Source organism: Planctomycetaceae bacterium (assembly GCA_041398785.1).
Classification (GTDB): Bacteria; Planctomycetota; Planctomycetia; order Planctomycetales; family Planctomycetaceae; genus JAWKUA01.
The window spans coordinates 44382-61393 of sequence record JAWKUA010000025.1; the positions used below are offsets into that span (position 1 = coordinate 44382).

The following is a 17012-nucleotide window of genomic DNA, read 5'->3' on the forward strand; positions in this document are numbered from 1 at the left end:
CCCTGTCCTTTCTTTGTACTCTGTCATTCCGGAAACCCACACGGGCAGACTTCTGAGTCTGCGTGCTCACCCGGTTAGCCGTTCGGCGAGTCTAGGGCGGCGCAGGTGTACATGCATGACGGGTTTCCGACATGGCGTTCCGATTCGCCGCGATCAGCGCGAAGGCGGCTTCGGACGAGGAAACCGGTCAGGTCAGTCGTCGTTCGTTCGCCAGCGATGCAATCGCGGAAGCCGGGCGTCCTCCACGTCAAGCCCCGCGACCTGCACGATTCGAGCGGCGTCCGCGATGGAGTTGATGTTCAGCTTGCGAGCGATATCCGACCGATATCGCTCCACAGTTCGCTGAGCCACGCCAAGTTGGCGAGCCACCGTCTTCTGAGGTACACCGTGGCCGATCAGGGCCAGAACTTCCAGTTCCCGCCGTGTCAGCGAATCGAGCGGACCAAGGTCCACAAGCTGTGAATCGATCAACTGGTACTGCCGGTCGTCCGCGACTTCCTCCAGCGACTGCCGCGTGACGGCCAGCACGCGGGGCTTGCGGTCTTCGACGGGCTGCATCGGCCAGATCATGGCTTCCGTGTGGCGTCCGCCGCGAATATGGCGGATGACGACGGGTTTGCCGGAATCCACCACTGTGCGAATCGCGGGCATTCGTTCGGCGGCGAACTCCGGTCCCTCGATTTCTTCGATCGTCATGCCGACCGGATTGAAATTGTCGCCATAGTAAATCTGGCGAGACTGTTCGTTGCAGAACAGAACCAGTCCGTCGACATCAATGATCAGAATGCCGACTCCGGGCTGGCTCTTCAGAATCAACCAAAACTCGTCATGCATGGCGGGCGATTCCGGCCGCGAAAATTACCACGTCTCCACAAGCTGTCCGACGTTATCGAACTTCATTGTGCCTTTTACCGGCTTTTGAAGGTACTGAGCCAGCTTTTCGGGGGTTGCCGGGATCCGTTCGTGGTGCCAGTGCGAAAATTCGCCCTTGCCGGCACCCTGCTGCAGTTCGTTGACCATGCGGTTGTGATCGGCCGGCGACATCGTGCGACCGCCTCCCTGAGCGACTCCGGCGCGCGTCGAAGTGCTGCCAAGCGTGTTGTGCGTGCGGCGGAATCCGGACGCCTGTCGCTGGATATCGCCGGGGCTGACGGGCAGACCGCTTTTTGTTTTTGAAAACCGCTGAGTGACTCCGCCGCCGAATTTTCGGTCCACCCGGATCGCTTCGAAGTACTGCTTGCCGCCATCGACAACGCGGCGGATGTAGATGTCGCTGTTTTCCGTCGTCTTCTTAGCGCTGTGTGTGCCGGACTTGATCTGCACAAAGCCCTTCTTCGCCAGTTCGGCCAGCAGCGAATCTTCGGCGACCGGCCCCGGACGTTTTCGAAGCTGCCTTGGATTCTTCAGAGGAGGCAGTTGCATCGCCTGCAGAAAACCGGCCTTCAGGTTGCCGGGCAACGACTGCATGGCTCGCGTGACCGGCCCGGAGACACTGGAGGATCCCTTCAGGAAGCGCCCAAGGTCATCGCGAATCTGCCTCAGTCCATCGGGCAATGATCCGACGGGGACATCATCCAGCAGCGACTTCAGCTTCTTCAGAGCCGGGCGGATTTCATCGGCGAACTTCGCGTCGGACTTCGCCAACTCGATCGCCCGACGGATTGTACGAGAATATTTCGGTATTTTCCCCAGCTTGGCGAAATCCCCCACGTACGGCAGAATGCTGGCGGCGCTCAGCACCGCACCCCACCAATCACCGCGTCCCACGGAAATCAGCGCGTTGGAACCGTCGGCGAACGGAGTGGGTTCGAAGATTCCCACGATGTCGAGCACGAACTGGGTGATATCCAGAACCAGTTCGCGCTTTTCGCTGTCGCCGCTCTGACTGTTTCCGGCGCCCGTGGAAGCGTCTGTTGATGACATGCCGTTACTTCCGAAGCCCTGACCAACAAGATTCGTTCACGAAACAGAATGGCGTCTTCACACCGTTACGTCCGCCATTCTGCAAAACCTATCCCGTGAGTCAGCGGTAATCCGGCAATTTCCCGAAAGCAGTGGTCAGCCGCCTCGCTTCTTCATCCGCACAATCCCATCCCAGTCCGCCGGAGCCGTGCGGTCGTGCTGAGTAATCAGCATGGCCAGATAATCCTGAGCACGATCATCCGCCGGCATTCCGTGCAGGTGCCGCCAGGCCGTCGCCCAGTCGCCGTGAATGAAGCAGTCCAGGCCCTTTTCGAATGCGGCCAGGTGCCGCTCAGTCAGTTGGGGAAGCTGGGATTCCGGCGGCACCAGTTCACTGACAAACAACGACCGGTCCATTCCGTAAGGAAGAACCTGCAGCAGGCGTCGCACACGGCCTTCCGACGGGTCCATGCGTTCACGTACCAGTTGCTCCAGGTGTTCGTCGATCAGGATCGGGACGTGCAGTTCCCGCGTCATGCCTTCCAGCCGGCTGGCGAGATTCACGACGGGGCCGAAGACCGTGACCTTGACCATGTCGCTGGTCCCGATCTTGCCGGCAACGGCGCGTCCGTGAGCGATTCCGATGCTGGTTTCGAAGTCTGCCAGCGGATGACCGTGCTCGGCATGTGCCCGCGCAAACTCTTCGCGAATCGCCAGCGCCGCTCGACAGGCGTTCAGAGGGGCTTCGTCCGACGATATCGGCCAGCCCCAGAACCCCAGAGCCGCGTCTCCCTGAAAGTCGCCGGTGACTCCGCCAAACCTCAAAATCTGGTGCGTCATGACTCCCAGAGCCAGGCTGACACGTTCCAGCAGTCCGGTCAGGTTGTCGGCCTGCTCTTCGGCCCGATGACTAAATCCTCGCAGGTCGCAAAACAAAACGCTGACGTCACATTCGCGGGGTTCCAGCATCGACGTGTCCAGATCTCCGCCCAAAGCCTCCAGCACCGGCGGAGAAAAGAACTGCCGCAGTCCCGACTGCTGACGTTCCAGTTGCCGCTGCCGCAGCAATGAACCGACGATGTCCGCGATGAATTCCGTGAACTTGATGTCGGCGTGCAGTCGCTGTTCGTTTGTCTGAGCACCTTCCACCGGACTGCGTCCCGTGACATAGAACGCTCGATCCAGAGTCACGTCCGGGAACGGCGTGCAGTAGGCCCAGTTGAACCCGGCGTGCTGCGTATAGCGGCTGTCTGTGGCGGCCGATTCGTCCCACACGTGCAGAATCGTTCGCTGCTGATCGATCGCGTTCGTCACCAGCCGCGTGCTTGGCTGAATCGAACCGGCCGCTTCGAATCGCCGCTCCTGATGCAGAACCACCGGCTTTCCGGACGATTCCTTCACGGCAACGATCGCAACGCCTTCGGCATTTCGCACGCCGGCCAGCAGCAGATTCGCCAGCCGCACAAACAGGTCGCGTTCAATCCCCGATTCGCGGATCACTGCCGGCAGGCTGGTCAGAACTTCGATGCGTTTGTCGGCGTCGTCGTAGCGGACTCGCTGCAGTTGCTGCCGGTCAATCGACATCTGCTGAATGGCCGGGCTGCCGGGTGAATCGCTTTGAGTCACCTGCTGCAGTTCGAATCGCGATTCTCCGATCACGAATGACTGGCCCGGCCGCAGCGTGACTTTCTGCACATCGCGACCGTCGACGAACACCGGATTTGACGCCGACTGATGCTGTGTCAGCCGCACACCGTCTTCCGTCGATGCCAGTTGAACGTGGTGGCGGGAGATGCGTTCGTCCCAGGTGGCGGCGATTTCGTTGTCGTCGGATCGACCCAGACCATAGGTTTTGCCGTCGGCCAGCAAGAACTGACGATCCAACTGCCGACCATGATGAAACGCGAGCAACCGGTGCATGACGGCAATTCTACGATTCCTCTGCGCAAACAAGAAAGGCTGCCGCTCGACTGAGCGGCAGCCTTGTTAATGTCTGCCGGAAAACGCTCAATTCCCGTTACTTCGCAGCGCGGGAAAGCTGCCGGATCGTGGCGCCGCTGCGCTTGGCGTAAAGTTCCTTAACGCCGTTGTTCGTCGTCCGGACGCCCACGCGAGTCGGCTTGTTGGTCTGTGGGCAGATCAGCATCACGTTCGACGCGTCGATCGCCAGCTCCAGATGCAGGCGCCCGCCCTGGGGACTCTTCGGGTGGCCTCGACGAACATGCTTGTAGACGCGATTGACGCCTTCGACGATCAGCTTGCCCTTCGCCCGGTCGACGGACAACACGGTGCCCCGCGTTCCCGAATCGTCGCCCGAAATTACCTCGACCGTATCACCCTTGCGGATTTTCATGTCCCTGACTCTTCACCTGAAAAACATCGCGACCGGACTCGGTCCGAAAATTTGAAGCGGGGAAGAATGACGGTTTCCCGTGGCAAAATCAAGGCCGTCGTTAATCGCAGCAACGGGAAACGGCAAGCAGGGCCGCGTCCGGAACGAAAACAGCCCGGACTTCGACAATTCCCCAAGAACCGGCGCGACGTCGCAGCGGCCGTCGTTTCGGGAGGTTTTGGCAGCACACGCAGCGTCCCGGACATTCGGGAGCTGCAATTGTGATCTTTGCTCGAATTCACGACGATGCCGCATCTCACGTTGGAAGCAAATCTCATGGCCACCGTTCAGCAACCGCTAGTGCTTAGCCGTTCCGCTCAATCCGCGTCGGAGCAGGCGATTAGTTTTCTGATGCAGCAGGCTGTCGAGAACGTGGACTGCATCTCGCTGGCTGCGGGCCTTGTCGACGAAGCCACGCTGCCCGCCGACCTGGCGCGAAACACGCTGAACGGACTGCTGACGTCCGACGCGGCGGGACGAAAGGTGCTGCAGTACGGGACGACGCCCGGTCCGGACTTCCTGAGAAAGACATTCCGCAGCTACATCGCACGGCTGGACGAAAACCCCGCCGTCGAAGACGTGCCGCTGGACCGATTCGTTCTGACCACGGGGTCGCAGCAGTTGCTGGCTCTGACGTCTCGGGCATTGTTCGATCCCGGTGACATCTGCCTTGTGGCGGCTCCAACGTATTTCGTTTATCTGGGAGTGCTGGACGGCGTCGGAGCCCGGACCGTGGCGGTCCGCGCGGACGCACAGGGAATGTGCCCGGAAGATCTGGATCGCCAGCTTCAGCAGATCGACGACGAAGGCCAGCTTCATCGAGTCCGGATGGTGTATGTCGTCAGCTACTACGACAACCCGTCGGGAATCAGCGTCAGCGAAGACCGCCGCCCGGAGCTTCTGCGGATCACAAAGAAGTGGTCTCGCGATCATCGCATTCTGCTGCTGGAAGACGCCGCGTATCGTGAACTTCGCTACGACGGGCCGGTGCTGCCCAGCATCTGGTCATTCGACGACGATCACGACACGGTGATTCTGGCTCAAACGTTTTCGAAAAGTTTCTCGCCGGGAGTACGCGTCGGGCTGGGCGTCCTGCCGGAAGACCTGGTCAAGCCGGTCTGCGATCTGAAGGGGAATGAGGATTTCGGGTCTCCGCAACTGAACCAGCAATTGATGTCCAGCGTGCTGCAGTCTCCTGCCTACGATGAGCATCTGAAGCAGGTCACCGGCGGTTATCGCAGAAAACGCGATACGATGCTGAACGCCGCGGACGATTTCTTTTCCGGAATCGAAGGCGTTTCGTGGGTGCATCCTCACGGAGGTCTGTACGTCTGGATGACGCTGCCGAAACACATTGCCACCGGATTTGACAGCGATCTGTTCCAGCGCGCGACGACGGTCGACAAAGTCATGTACGTGCCCGGTGAACTCAGCTACCCGCTGTCGGATGACCGGCCGAATCACCAGATGCGTCTGAGTTTCGGTGTGCAGTCAGAGAAGGGAATCCGCGAAGGCATGAAACGCCTTGCCAGCGCCGTGGCCGCCGTGGATGTCTGATCGCCGGCCGCTGGCAGCCACGCGCGATGCCGAAACCAGGGCCGCGTCCGGCGCCGCTGGTTCGGAAACATTCCGGAACGCCGCGTTTACGGTGCGGTGAAACAATTCACGCTGATGCCACTGATGAACGACGATTGGCGACCCCTGTGTTCCGTCGAAACGCTGCGAATCCGAGCGGCCATGCTGCGCGGAATGCGTCAGTTTTTTCACGACGGAGGATACCTGGAAGTCGAGACTCCCCTGCTTTCCGCGGACATCGTCGTTGACGCCCACCTGGAACCGTTTGAGATTCAAGCCGCTCCGGCGCGGCTGTTTCTGCAGACGTCACCGGAAGCGGGAATGAAGCGTTTGCTGGCGGCCGGCTGCGGGTCGATCTTTCAGATTACCAGGTCGTTTCGCCGCGATGAGTTCGGTCCGCGTCACAATCCGGAATTCACCATCGTCGAATGGTACGGAATCGGCACGTCCGCGAGCGACCAGATGCAGTTCACCGCCGACCTGATCCAGGCCGCCATCGACGAGGCCGCGCTGGATTCAGATGCCGCGGCGCGCCTGACGAAGCCGTTTTCCGTACGGACGTATGAAGACGCGTTTCGCCACGTGGTGCCTGGTTCCGTGCTGGACGCTTCCGTCGAAGACCTGCGGCAGCGCATCGCGGTTGCGGGGCTGCTTCCGAACGTTTCCTGCCTTCCGGACGACAGGGACGACCTGCTGAATCTGTTACTGGCGGAATACGTGGAACCGAAACTCGGAAGCGACAGTCCGCTGTTCCTGACCGACTACCCGGCGTCTCAGGCAGCGCTGGCGGAATTGTCCGACACCGATCATCGCGTGGCGAAACGCTTTGAGCTGTACGTTGGCGGCATCGAACTGTGCAACGGGTATCAGGAACTGACCGACGTTGCCGAACTGCGAAAGCGGGACGAAACGCAGAACGCGAGTCGAACCTGTCACGGAGTTTCTCCACTGCCGGGAGCGGCTCGCCTGATGAACGCCATGCGATACGGGCTGCCGAACTGCTCGGGAGTCGCACTGGGCTTCGATCGTCTGGTGATGGCGGCAACCGGCGCGGCATCGATCCGGGATGTCATCCCGTTTCCGATCGACGTGGCGTGAGTCGTCCTGCCGGTTCGGCGCCGATCACTCACCGGCGACATGGCAGGCGACGGTGATGACCGATCGTTCCGTTTCGACTCGAATCTGCTTCGTCGCCGCATCATGGACACAGCGCAGCGGCGTGTAGGGATGGAAGCCGGACTGTTCGGCGACCAGGTGTCCCGTTCTGCTGTCAACGATCTGCAGTTTCAGTGATCGTTCCCGTCCGGAGCGCGCCGGTCTTGTATCGTCACCAAAGAAGTTCCCGTTCGGCCTGACGCGGTTTCCGGGCCCCGGATCCTCGATCGACCACAGCAGCAACAGGTCGGTGGCATCGCCATAAATCGGAGGCACGACGGCCGGCTGACTCTCGCGACTCCACAGCAGTTGCCGGGTCGTGCTGTCGATGCAAAGCAGGATGCCGAAATCAAGCCGGGGTTCTCTCAGCAGAGGCGTGGCCGAAATTCCGGGATCGATGTTTCGAAAGTTGCGCAGCAGCACGTACAGCCTGCCAGCGCGTTCGAACGTTACCAGGCCGGAATACGGGTTCGCGGCAACGGCATCGGGAAGCGGAATCTGAAGTTCGACAACGGCATTCTGTCCGTCGATCACGACCAGGTGCCGGTCTTCGGTGATCGTGGCAACTCGGCCGTTTGGAAGCAGCGATGCCCGAGTGTGCTCTGTGATTCGCAGCGGCGCCGGCGACGTCAACACGTCCTGTTCCGTCAGCAGGTCGACCAGACGAATCCGGCGATGTTCGTCGACAAACAGCAGCCGGCGTCCGATCGGAACGGGTGTCTGGCTGGGAGGAAACTCCACGTGCCCATCGCGCAGGTGGCGGCCGTCCTGCGTCTGATACAGCCGATAACTGCGCATGTCGGAACCGAACACCGCCAAGGCCACTTCGTCGCCGGTCATGGTCATCGCATTTCCAAAGGGTGTCGGCGGCGGTGTTGACAGTTCCACCGACCACAGCAATCCGCCGGTCAGCGGATGAGCGCAGTTCAGCCGATCCTGAGTCTTCCAAATGAAAAAGTCGGGACCGATGGGACCTGTGATGATTCCCGCCGACTGGCCGGAATCGGATTCCAGCCGCTTGTGCCACAGGACTTCCGGACCGGCCTGACCAACCAGCGACAACATTCCCATCCGACCCATTCCGATCAGAGGCAGCAGTCCGGGACTGTCCACTCGATCGGGTGCCGCGGCCTGTGCGTGGATATCGACCGGCAGGGGCAGCCTGTGGATGACAGCTCCGGCGTGCATATCCAGCACCGACAGTTGAGCGCCGCTGACATCGCTGCTGGTCAGCAGTCGGCGATCGTACCACGCGGGCGTGTCGACCTGACTTCGGAGTCCTTCGGCAAGTGCTTTCAGCAGCGACCGCCCGATGCTGTCCTGCAGCGATTCGCGCATTGAGACCAGAACGACGCCGTCCGCCGGCGTGCCTGGTGATTCGTCGCCGGCTTCCATGGGAGCAACACCCGCGTCGGTGCGAAGCTTCTGAACGCGCTGCAACAAGGCAGCAGCGTCGTTGCCGGTCGCATGGCGTTCCGCAGCAAGCAGAAACATCTCCGCAGCCGCCGGACGGTGTTGCTGAACGAGCGACTCAGCAAACTGCAACTGCTGAGCCGTCGATCCGATGTGGGAGGGAAACGAAACTGCGTGAGCGGCCGTTTGCAGCGTGGCTTGAGTCGTCGATTCCGGTCCGGCCAGACCGTTTGCCTGTTGGAAAGACAATCCGGCCCACGCGGCAACATCCGCGCGAACGTGCCAGTCGGGAAGCAGATGCAGCATCGTGGATTCCGCCGGGGCGTCGAACTCGACGGGCGCCGGCGATTCGTCGGCAGCCAGCACGAAAGTTCTCAGCGACTGCTCGCGAGTCAGCTTCAGTCGCCGCAGAACGGCCACGATCTGATCGGGCGTTGAGATGTTCTGTGGCATCCGCGTCCAGTCGTCGCTCGGCGGGTTCTGATATCGCAGCTTCGCCAGCCTGTAGAGCAGGGTTTCGGCCAGCAGCGTGTGAGCGGACTGCGGCGACGTTTCGTGATCGACAAGCTTCAGCAGGCGCTGTACACCGTCGCTGCCGTCGCCTGACAGCAGTTCCGCTTTGGCAATCGAGACCTGAGTTTCCGCGTCGGATTGCTCGCCCGCCGGCAGCCGGGACTGTCGCCGTCGAAGTTCTGTTGTTGCAGGAATCACCGTCAGTTGCACGGGCGTGGCTGCGCAGATGACGTCCGAGTCGGCTGCCAGGCTGCCGACAAAACGCGACGACACGTCACGGGAAATCGCCCGCGACAATGCGTCCCGGCGGCCATTCGAAAGATCAAAGCCCGCGATGGTTCCATCCCGCAGCGGGACCAGACACTGCCGGTCACCGCACACGGCTCGACCGGTCTGAGGCGGCAGTTCCGTCACCCACATCTGCACGCCGGTATCGGCTTCCACAGCGCGAATGTGGCGTTGTCCGATCAGGATCACAGCGTCGGAACTGCCACCGACGGCGTACTCGTCAGCGCTGCCATCGACGGCTCCCGTTCCGACTGCCCGGCGCGGCACCTGCCACTGAATCGTGCCGGTCGCCGCGTCCAGACACGTCAGGTTTTGTGATTCCGGTGCGGCATGGAAAATCCTGTCGCCAAAGATTACCGGGCGAAATGTCATGGCGTTCCGGCTGATGACTCGCCGGTCATCCAACGGCGAATCGCCTGTGTCCTGCGCTGTCGGGTCGGCGGTATTTGTAGCCCACAGCAGTTGTCCGTCGGTAATGCTGGCGGCGACCACGATTCCGTCGGGCAGGCTGCATATCACGGAGTTCCCGAACACTCCGCACAGAGCCGACGGTTCGAGCGTCCGAAATCCGATCCGGCTGAGGTAGCCGCGACCGCCGGCGGCCGTGTCGTCGAACGACAGTGGCTGCCGCCAGCAGAGACGCCCCGATGATCGACTCACAGCATTCAGGAACAGCGTGTCACCGTCGGACGTGATCACAAGGAGGCGATCGCCGTGGATCAGCGGGACGCCCAGAAACCGGTGGTGACTGAACGGGCCGGTTGAGTCACCGTCGTCGGCGGATGTGATGACGGCCGATGAGCCACCGCCGTGATTGAACTCGTAGCGAAACCCGCCCTCTCCCGCGGTCCAGGCAATCCGCGGCACTGGTGACAGACCGACGGCAACCAGCCGATGCCCCATGGTTTGCGTGCTGTCATCATCCGGCGCTGAGAATTGGTTTCCCAACTGCCCGCCCAGAGGGCCGGGAAGCACATGTCGAGTCACCGTGCTCGAACTTGAAGAACTGTCAAACGCCCGGTATCCGTCGATGAAATACACGAATTGCCGGTCTCCCGACATCGTTCCGTATTGTTCCATTTGCAGCAGTGAGTTCGCATCGACGGGAGTTCTGAGCTGAACCGGCTTGCCCGGGCCGATTGACGCCGGATCAATCTTCGCTCCCGTGTCGGTCGGCAGACTCCAGTCGATCCGCCCGGTTCGCCGGTCGAAACAAACGATGCGCAGCGGCGACCGGAACAGAATTCGATCCGCCAGCAGCAGTGGCTGCCAGGTGTTGGCACTCAGCAACTCAGGCTGTTCCGCATTGGCGATCGCCGACAGGACACCGACGGCAGCCGGGTTGTCCCAAAACCGTTCCGAAAACGACCACAGCGGTTTCGTCCACGGTGGCGACAACTGTGAGGATTCGACCTGGTACGGACTTCCGGCCGACGGAGTCGCGGGACGCCGTTCTCCGCGGGAAAGAGTCGCGGTGCGCGACCGTTCAGCGACCGCGTGCATCTGTTTGATGATGGCTGTCGCGTCGAATGGCGGCTGGTTTCGACCGTACGATTCTTCAGTTTCCGTCAGCAGCTGTTCGGCCAGCGACAAATCACCGCGATCGACGGCTGCCAGGAACTGCAGTCGCAGGCTTTGCAGTGCGGCCTGCGTCAGCGGATACGATCGCGACACGGCGCGCAATGCGTTCAGGTCGCGATTGCGAATCGCCTGCTGCAGTTCGCTTTCGGCCTGCAGAGCCAGAACCGCCACCCATTCCCGCCGCGTGCCGGCGTCGGCGTTCAGAAGCAGATCCCGCGCGGCTCGCTGCACACTGGTCGTGGTCGCGTCGCCGCTCAGCCGTGTGAAGGAATCGGTCGGCTCCGCCAAAATCACCCGAATGGCTCGAAACGCGCTGTCACGCTGGCCGGACTCCAGTTGCCGCACCGCAGTGCTCAGCAGGCGATCCGGAACGGAGGACTGCACCAGCTTCTGCCGCAATTGCTCGACCGGTCCATGACGCATGTCATCTGTCTGCGGTGTACCGTCGGCGGCAACCGCGGGATGCCATGCGGTAACGGCAAGCAGCAGCAGTGTGGCCCGAGTCCGCCGGGGGCGGTGTGTTTCCTGCCGTGTCATTCGATCGAACAGCTCCTATCCGAACATGTCGTCGAATTCCATCAGATCATCTTCCGTTACCAGTTCCTGATTCTGTTCCTTCAGCACTCGCAGGGCTTCGTCGATGTTGTCGACGTACACCGCAACGGCTCCGCGGCCTCCGCGACGGTACAGCAGCGGATAGACGTATTGCACGTTCAGCTCGGCCGACATCAGGCTGCTGCAGACGCTGGTATGCGGCTGTGCGGCGTCGGGCAGCATGACACCGATCACGTCGGTTTCGAACGTCGTCAGACCGGACAGATTCAGCAGCTCGCGAGTCCGTTCGTAGTGCGTCGTGATGACGCGTGCGATCGCGCAGTCGGCGGAATCCAGAATGCTGAGTCCGACGATTTTCAGGTCTTCCCGTTCAATCCGGCGCAGCGTGTTCTGCAGCGAGCCGACTTTGTTTTCCATGAAGATGCCGAACTGCCGCAGACACGGCCAGTCGCGCCCGCGGGACGTCATGGGACTGACGGTGGACTCATCTCCGAACCCGGCACTCATTGTTGTTGACTCCCTGTTAGCTGGGTACTTGTGTCTGACTGCGAACGGACCAACCGGCGGTCCCGGCGTCTATGCGGACTTGCGGAACGTGTCGCGTCCGTCAATGATCGACCCTGCGTCAAATCGTCTGCCGAAGTAGTTCTCAATCGCACCGGGGTCGTTGAGCACCGTTTCGGCACTTCCGGAAACCAGCACCTGCCCCGCGCAAATAATGTAGCTGCGATCAGTGATGGTCAGCGTTTCGCGTTCACGATGGTCCGTCAGCAGGATGGCGATCCCCTGATCGCGAAGTCCGTGAATGATGTCCTGAATACTGTGAATCGTCACCGGATCGATGCCGGTGAAGGGTTCGTCCAGAAGAATAATCTGAGGATCACTGGCCAGCGCCCGGGCGATTTCCAGCCGACGACGCTCTCCGCCGGACAGCGACCCGGATCGCTGCGTGCGCTTGTCGCTCAGGCCAAACTCCGACAGCAGCCTGTCAATCTTCGCTGCCGCCGCTTTGCGGCTTAGCCCGCGGAATTCCAGAATTGACAGGATATTCTGTTCGACGGAAAGCCTGGAGAAAATGCTGGCGTCCTGCGGCAGGTAACCCAGGCCGTGCTGAGCCCGCATATACATGGGCCAGCGGGTCACGTCTTTGTCGTGCAGCAGGACTTTGCCCTTCGTCGGCGAGATCAACCCGCACGCCATGCGAAATGTGGTGCTCTTTCCCGCGCCGTTCGGTCCCAGCAGACCCACAATTTCGCCCGGTTCGACGACGAAGTCGACACCGTCCACCGCCCGTTTTCCGGGGTAGTCCTTGACGAGTCCTTCGCACTGCAGCAGAGCCATCTGAGATTCCTTCTCGCGTTCGTTCGCCGGCCGGCAGAGGCGTTATCGGATCTTCTTCATGCGACCAAAGTTCGGATAGAACGGAAACCGCACCGAAGGATAGTCTTTCATGCGAACAATTCTGACCTTTTCATTCGAGAACCGCTGGGTGTTCTTTTCCTTATGGTGCAGCACGGCAAAACCCTTGCCGTCATTCAGAAACGGGATGCCGTGCGGCCAGAAAATAAACAGGGCACGTCCGATCAGGTCCTGCTCCCGGACCGCATATCGATGGCTGAAGACTCCCGCCATTGGCCGGGAATTCAAATCAAACAGACGGCTGTCCTTGCTCTTCGGGGAGTTGTCGCCAAACATCAGGTACTCGCCTTCGTCCAGCCGGAACTCCATGAACCGGCTGTACCTTTCCTGCTGAATTCCGGAGGTCTCCAGGTAGTTTTCAGACCACTTCGACGGGTCAGCCAGACTGTTTCGCAGTGCCCCTTCGTCGCGGACTTCAGAAATGTGCTGCAGGAATCGCGGATCGTCTACGACCGGGACTTCATCAGCGGTCGCAAACGGATAGGTCTCATTGCGATAGTAGATATCCCGCTGAAGCAGCAATCGGGAGACTTCCAGTTCAGCACTGCGGGCTGCGATACCGCACGGAGCCAGGTCTTCCAGCGTCGCAATGGGTGCTCCCGCGTGAGCGTCTTCGTACGTCGTCGGCGCGTCGAATTCCACCAGTTCGTCGTCGATCCATAACAGCACGCGGTCGTCGACATTGGCAAACCGGACGTCCCATTTGCCGGTGCCTTTGACGGGAGTGGATGCTGACGCCATCAGATTCGGCTCATCGGAGCGGCGATTCGCGAGCCCGATATTCAGCAGCCGAACCTCACCGGAGGTCAGATTGAACTCGCAGCGGAACCGTCGCGGCCCTTCGACAAGTTCCAGCATGACCGCTCCGTTCGTTTCAGCCGCTGCGACATCGATGGTCGCACACAGGGTCAGATCACCGACCCAGTAGACGTCTTCGCTGTAGTTCCTGTTGGCGCCCCGGAGTTTCCCGTCGGAGTCACCGGTTCTGGCTGTGTTGAAGCCACAGAAATCCGTGACCAGCGTCGCGGCGGCAGCGTTGCGAAGTTCGCGACCATTTTCGACATCGTCCCAATCGTACGGCGCAGGAACCACGTGCCGGTATCGCAGCCACTGCCAGTCGGTGGAGCTGTCGGCCGAATAAGTGCGGGCTTCGCGATCCGCCGTCCATGCGTTTTCAGATTCCGGCCAGCCGCCGAACTGCCGGGCCGATTCGGAATACTGCGCCGGAACCCAGCGTTCCGGGAATCCCGCTGCCAGCATCTCCCGCGGCGGGTAGTGATCGTCATACACCAGCAGCTGAATGTCCTTCTGCACAGCCGGATCCTGCTTTCGCTGAATCTGCCAGCGAGCCGTGTCGTCGTCGTTGGGCCGAGACCAGATATTGCCGGCCAGAATGCGAATTGTCTCACCCGGCAATCCGACAAGACGCTTGATGTAGTTGATATGCCCCTCTTCCGGGTTCTTAAACACGACCACATCAAATCGGCGGTATTCGGAAACCTGCTTATTCACCAGAATCCGGTCGCCGTTATAGGCCGGCGCGTGCTCAATCTCGATGCGGTAGCGACAGTTTGGGCAAACAGCACCGAGAATTCGCTGGTCGGTGACTAAAACGCCGTCGCTCTGGTCAAGCTCACTGGATGCGCCGACGGTGAAGTCGTAGCCACAGCCGTCACAATGCGCGTCCTTGTGACGGCCCAGCAGCGTCGGCGCCATCGAGCCGGTCGGGATGACGTAGATTTCGGCCTGAAACGTCTTGAACAGAAACGCCAGCACAAAGGCAATCGCGATTGATTCCATCGTTTCGCGCAGGCTGTCAGGCTGAGGCTTCTTATGGGCGTTTTCGACGGCAGTCGTCGCTCGGGCGTCTGCTTTCTCGGATTTCTTTGTGTCAGCCATTCAATCCGGCCTTCAACCAGGGAGCCATCAGTCAATCGATCCGATCAGGGCAGGAATGTCGTGGCATCTTCACCGCTGATTTTCGGGAGTCGCAGCCGGGAATTCGCGCCGTCCCGACAGGTCGGACCACGTCGTTTCCGCTGCTTTCAAGAGCCACGTTGCCCGCTTCAATCCGTTTAGCGAATGTAACGCATTCGGCTGAAATCGGGTATCCGGATTGGAAGCTCGCGGCCTCCAACCCTGATTCGCCCCGGTGTCGACGGCAGATGTACGACGAACGGTTTTCCCACCAAAAGCCGGTGAGGCACGCAGGGATCGTCCCAGCTTCGACTGTCGAATGAGACCGGGCTGTTGTCTCCGTGAACAAAATAACAGTTTTCCGGAACCGTGAAATCCGATTCCACAGCGTGTTTCCGCCGTCCGGGCGTGTAGTAGACATCGCGAAAGAGCTGCAAATTCTCTATCCGGACGGCTCCCGAGACGCCTATCGCCAGCCGGTTCTGCTGAGCCGCCACGTCCCGGCTGTGCCGATCCGAATTCGCCAGTGATTCGACAGCAGCCGGAGATTCTTCGAATGCCAGCGCCTGCTCAACCGTCGCCGGCACGTCAACCGGCTCAAACGGCTGCATTCCGTCGATGGCCACCAGCACTCGCAGGTCGAAGTTGGAAACTTCCAGCGTCAAACGGTAGCTGGTCGCGGAATCCATCGAGTCCGCAACGGCAAACCGGCCCGTTCGCACGGCCTGTCGGGTGGAATCCGACACCAGTACCGCCGTGCCGTCGCTGACATCCAGATGCAGCTCAAACACTTCGTTTCGCACCGGAATGTTGACCTGAACCGCCTGGGGAGTCACCTGCCAGGCCAGTTCCGCCTTCAGAAACAGGTCTCTCACGGGATACTCGGGCGACGAAACCATCGCGTTGTAGCCATACCGATCGGTGGCCGGCGCCAGGTGAGACATCGCCGCCAGCCGATACACGGCGTTCTGAAAAATGGGGCTTTGCGCGTTCGAAATCAGGTCGCGCTGCATCTCCGGAGGCATCACTCCGTCGCATCGCAGCACCTGAGCTGTCCGGTCGTATTCGACGCGAGCCGCCCAGGAGACCGGTATGCGGTCAAATCGCGTCAGGAATGCGTTCCAATCCGGAATCGCGTCCTTCGCTGCCAGAGGAACCTCCACCGGAAAATCGCCGCCGAACCATCGCCAGTTGTGAAAGCTTAGCCAGCTATCTTCAGATCCGCTGTGCGACTCAGTCTGACTGTTATTGTCACTGTTGTCCTTTTCTCCAAATTTTTCATTTTCAGTGGTCAGCGAACCATCGGCAAACTTCCAGGATCCCGTCATCTGCCAGGGAAGCTCCCAGTCGGCCGCGGAGGGCACGAACCGGACATCGAACACGGGAATTCGCATGTCGCACTGGTTCTCGTAGCTCTTGCGAGCGATCTCGCCGCCAACGTACAGGTCGCCATCAACGATGCGAAGCGTTTCCGCCGGCAGCCCCACAACGCGTTTGACGTACGATTCGCCGGGGCTTGCCGGATTGCGAAACACGACACGTTCCCAGCGTTCGGGACGCCGCAGGTCAAAGACGTGCTTGTGAACCAAGAGCTGATCGCCGTGATTCTGCGGAACGGCGCTGACGTCGATGTTGACCTGGCCACAGTTCGGACACGTGGCAAATGCGTCGGAGACGTCGGAATCCGCAGCCGACAGCGTATCCGGGTCCACGGATTCGTCGAACGAGACGCCGAACGCAAACAGGTAATGGCACTGGGGACACTGGACCTGTTTGTGGAAACCCAGCAGCCCGGGAGCCATCGAGCCCGTGGAAATCATGTAGCCTTCCAGAATCAGCCCGCAGCAGAATCACGGCGATGACGAATGACGAAGCCAGATCCGTCAGACCTCGCAGCCATCGCAGGTTTGATTCGTGGCGGGATTCAGACGGGAACAACATGCAAAGTCACGGATGTGGAGCCCGGAACGGCGCGATTCTGGATTACTGCCACTCCGATTCTACGACCCGGGGCTGTCATTGCCACGGGAAAGGCCGAACCCTGTCGGCCGCAGCAGCATTCGGCAGCGTCGCAAGTTTTCGAACATGGGTGAAGTCCGATCCCAGCGATCCCTGCGAAATCTACTGCCCGTCAGGCTGCAGCAATGGTCAAAAATCGCTACCTTTCCCGTCGTGCGAAAAAGCCGCTCAGGGAATTGTCCGGTTCAGCGGGACTGGCGGCCACGCAGCAGATGGACTCGCCGCGGCGTTCGCTGCGAACAGGCCATCTCGCGGCCTTCCACTCACTGCTCAACCGAACACA

The 17012-nt window shown here is 60.7% G+C and carries 11 protein-coding genes; 2 read left to right on the forward strand and 9 right to left on the reverse strand.

Going from position 1 to position 17012, the window contains the following annotated elements; all coding sequences use genetic code 11:
- Positions 1 to 192: 192 nt before the first annotated feature.
- The 4 genes from R3C19_22970 to rplX form a co-directional block, all read right to left on the reverse strand.
- Positions 193 to 834: a LuxR C-terminal-related transcriptional regulator gene (locus R3C19_22970; GenBank protein MEZ6063219.1), complete on the reverse strand. Its 642-nt coding sequence runs from the start codon at positions 832 to 834 to the stop codon at positions 193 to 195.
- Positions 835 to 858: 24 nt separating this feature from the next.
- Positions 859 to 1923 (reverse strand): hypothetical protein, encoded by a 1065-nt coding sequence (locus R3C19_22975; protein MEZ6063220.1) that lies wholly within the window; start codon positions 1921 to 1923, stop codon positions 859 to 861.
- Positions 1924 to 2058: 135 nt separating this feature from the next.
- A complete protein-coding gene (locus R3C19_22980; protein ID MEZ6063221.1) occupies positions 2059 to 3822 on the reverse strand; it encodes an adenylate/guanylate cyclase domain-containing protein in 1764 nt (587 codons plus the stop codon).
- A 97-nt stretch (positions 3823 to 3919) separates the two neighbouring features.
- On the reverse strand, positions 3920 to 4255 hold the full coding sequence (gene rplX / locus R3C19_22985) for a 50S ribosomal protein L24 (GenBank protein MEZ6063222.1): 336 nt from the start codon (positions 4253 to 4255) through the stop codon (positions 3920 to 3922).
- A 315-nt stretch (positions 4256 to 4570) separates the two neighbouring features.
- Here rplX and R3C19_22990 point away from each other — a divergent pair, with 315 nt between their 5' ends.
- Positions 4571 to 5851: a PLP-dependent aminotransferase family protein gene (locus R3C19_22990; GenBank protein MEZ6063223.1), complete on the forward strand. Its 1281-nt coding sequence runs from the start codon at positions 4571 to 4573 to the stop codon at positions 5849 to 5851.
- A gap of 123 nt (positions 5852 to 5974) precedes the next feature.
- Positions 5975 to 6967 (forward strand): EF-P lysine aminoacylase EpmA, encoded by a 993-nt coding sequence (epmA, locus tag R3C19_22995; GenBank protein MEZ6063224.1) that lies wholly within the window; start codon positions 5975 to 5977, stop codon positions 6965 to 6967.
- A gap of 24 nt (positions 6968 to 6991) precedes the next feature.
- Here the strand turns inward: epmA and R3C19_23000 are convergent, their stop codons facing one another.
- The 5 genes from R3C19_23000 to R3C19_23020 all read right to left on the reverse strand — a co-directional run bounded on the left by R3C19_23000 (position 6992) and on the right by R3C19_23020 (position 16530).
- Positions 6992 to 11356 (reverse strand): PQQ-binding-like beta-propeller repeat protein, encoded by a 4365-nt coding sequence (locus tag R3C19_23000; protein ID MEZ6063225.1) that lies wholly within the window; start codon positions 11354 to 11356, stop codon positions 6992 to 6994.
- Between the two features lie 15 nt (positions 11357 to 11371).
- Positions 11372 to 11881: an acetolactate synthase gene (locus R3C19_23005; GenBank protein MEZ6063226.1), complete on the reverse strand. Its 510-nt coding sequence runs from the start codon at positions 11879 to 11881 to the stop codon at positions 11372 to 11374.
- A 69-nt stretch (positions 11882 to 11950) separates the two neighbouring features.
- Positions 11951 to 12715: an LPS export ABC transporter ATP-binding protein gene (lptB, locus tag R3C19_23010; protein ID MEZ6063227.1), complete on the reverse strand. Its 765-nt coding sequence runs from the start codon at positions 12713 to 12715 to the stop codon at positions 11951 to 11953.
- Positions 12716 to 12757: 42 nt separating this feature from the next.
- On the reverse strand, positions 12758 to 14692 hold the full coding sequence (locus R3C19_23015) for a S26 family signal peptidase (protein MEZ6063228.1): 1935 nt from the start codon (positions 14690 to 14692) through the stop codon (positions 12758 to 12760).
- A gap of 176 nt (positions 14693 to 14868) precedes the next feature.
- Positions 14869 to 16530 (reverse strand): S26 family signal peptidase, encoded by a 1662-nt coding sequence (locus tag R3C19_23020; GenBank protein MEZ6063229.1) that lies wholly within the window; start codon positions 16528 to 16530, stop codon positions 14869 to 14871.
- Positions 16531 to 17012 lie beyond the last annotated feature (482 nt).

Bases quoted from the DNA above. Each gene is read 5' to 3' on its own strand.
- R3C19_23000 (MEZ6063225.1), bottom strand. From the start codon at position 11,356: ATGACACGGCAGGAAACACACCGCCCCCGGCGGACTCGGGCCACACTG.
- R3C19_22975 (MEZ6063220.1), bottom strand. From the start codon at position 1,923: ATGTCATCAACAGACGCTTCCACGGGCGCCGGAAACAGTCAGAGCGGC.
- epmA (MEZ6063224.1), top strand. From the start codon at position 5,975: ATGAACGACGATTGGCGACCCCTGTGTTCCGTCGAAACGCTGCGAATC.
- lptB (MEZ6063227.1), bottom strand. From the start codon at position 12,715: ATGGCTCTGCTGCAGTGCGAAGGACTCGTCAAGGACTACCCCGGAAAA.
- R3C19_22970 (MEZ6063219.1), bottom strand. From the start codon at position 834: ATGCATGACGAGTTTTGGTTGATTCTGAAGAGCCAGCCCGGAGTCGGC.
- R3C19_22990 (MEZ6063223.1), top strand. From the start codon at position 4,571: ATGGCCACCGTTCAGCAACCGCTAGTGCTTAGCCGTTCCGCTCAATCC.
- R3C19_23020 (MEZ6063229.1), bottom strand. From the start codon at position 16,530: ATGATTTCCACGGGCTCGATGGCTCCCGGGCTGCTGGGTTTCCACAAA.
- R3C19_23005 (MEZ6063226.1), bottom strand. From the start codon at position 11,881: ATGAGTGCCGGGTTCGGAGATGAGTCCACCGTCAGTCCCATGACGTCC.
- R3C19_22980 (MEZ6063221.1), bottom strand. From the start codon at position 3,822: ATGCACCGGTTGCTCGCGTTTCATCATGGTCGGCAGTTGGATCGTCAG.
- R3C19_23015 (MEZ6063228.1), bottom strand. From the start codon at position 14,692: ATGGCTGACACAAAGAAATCCGAGAAAGCAGACGCCCGAGCGACGACT.
- rplX (MEZ6063222.1), bottom strand. From the start codon at position 4,255: ATGAAAATCCGCAAGGGTGATACGGTCGAGGTAATTTCGGGCGACGAT.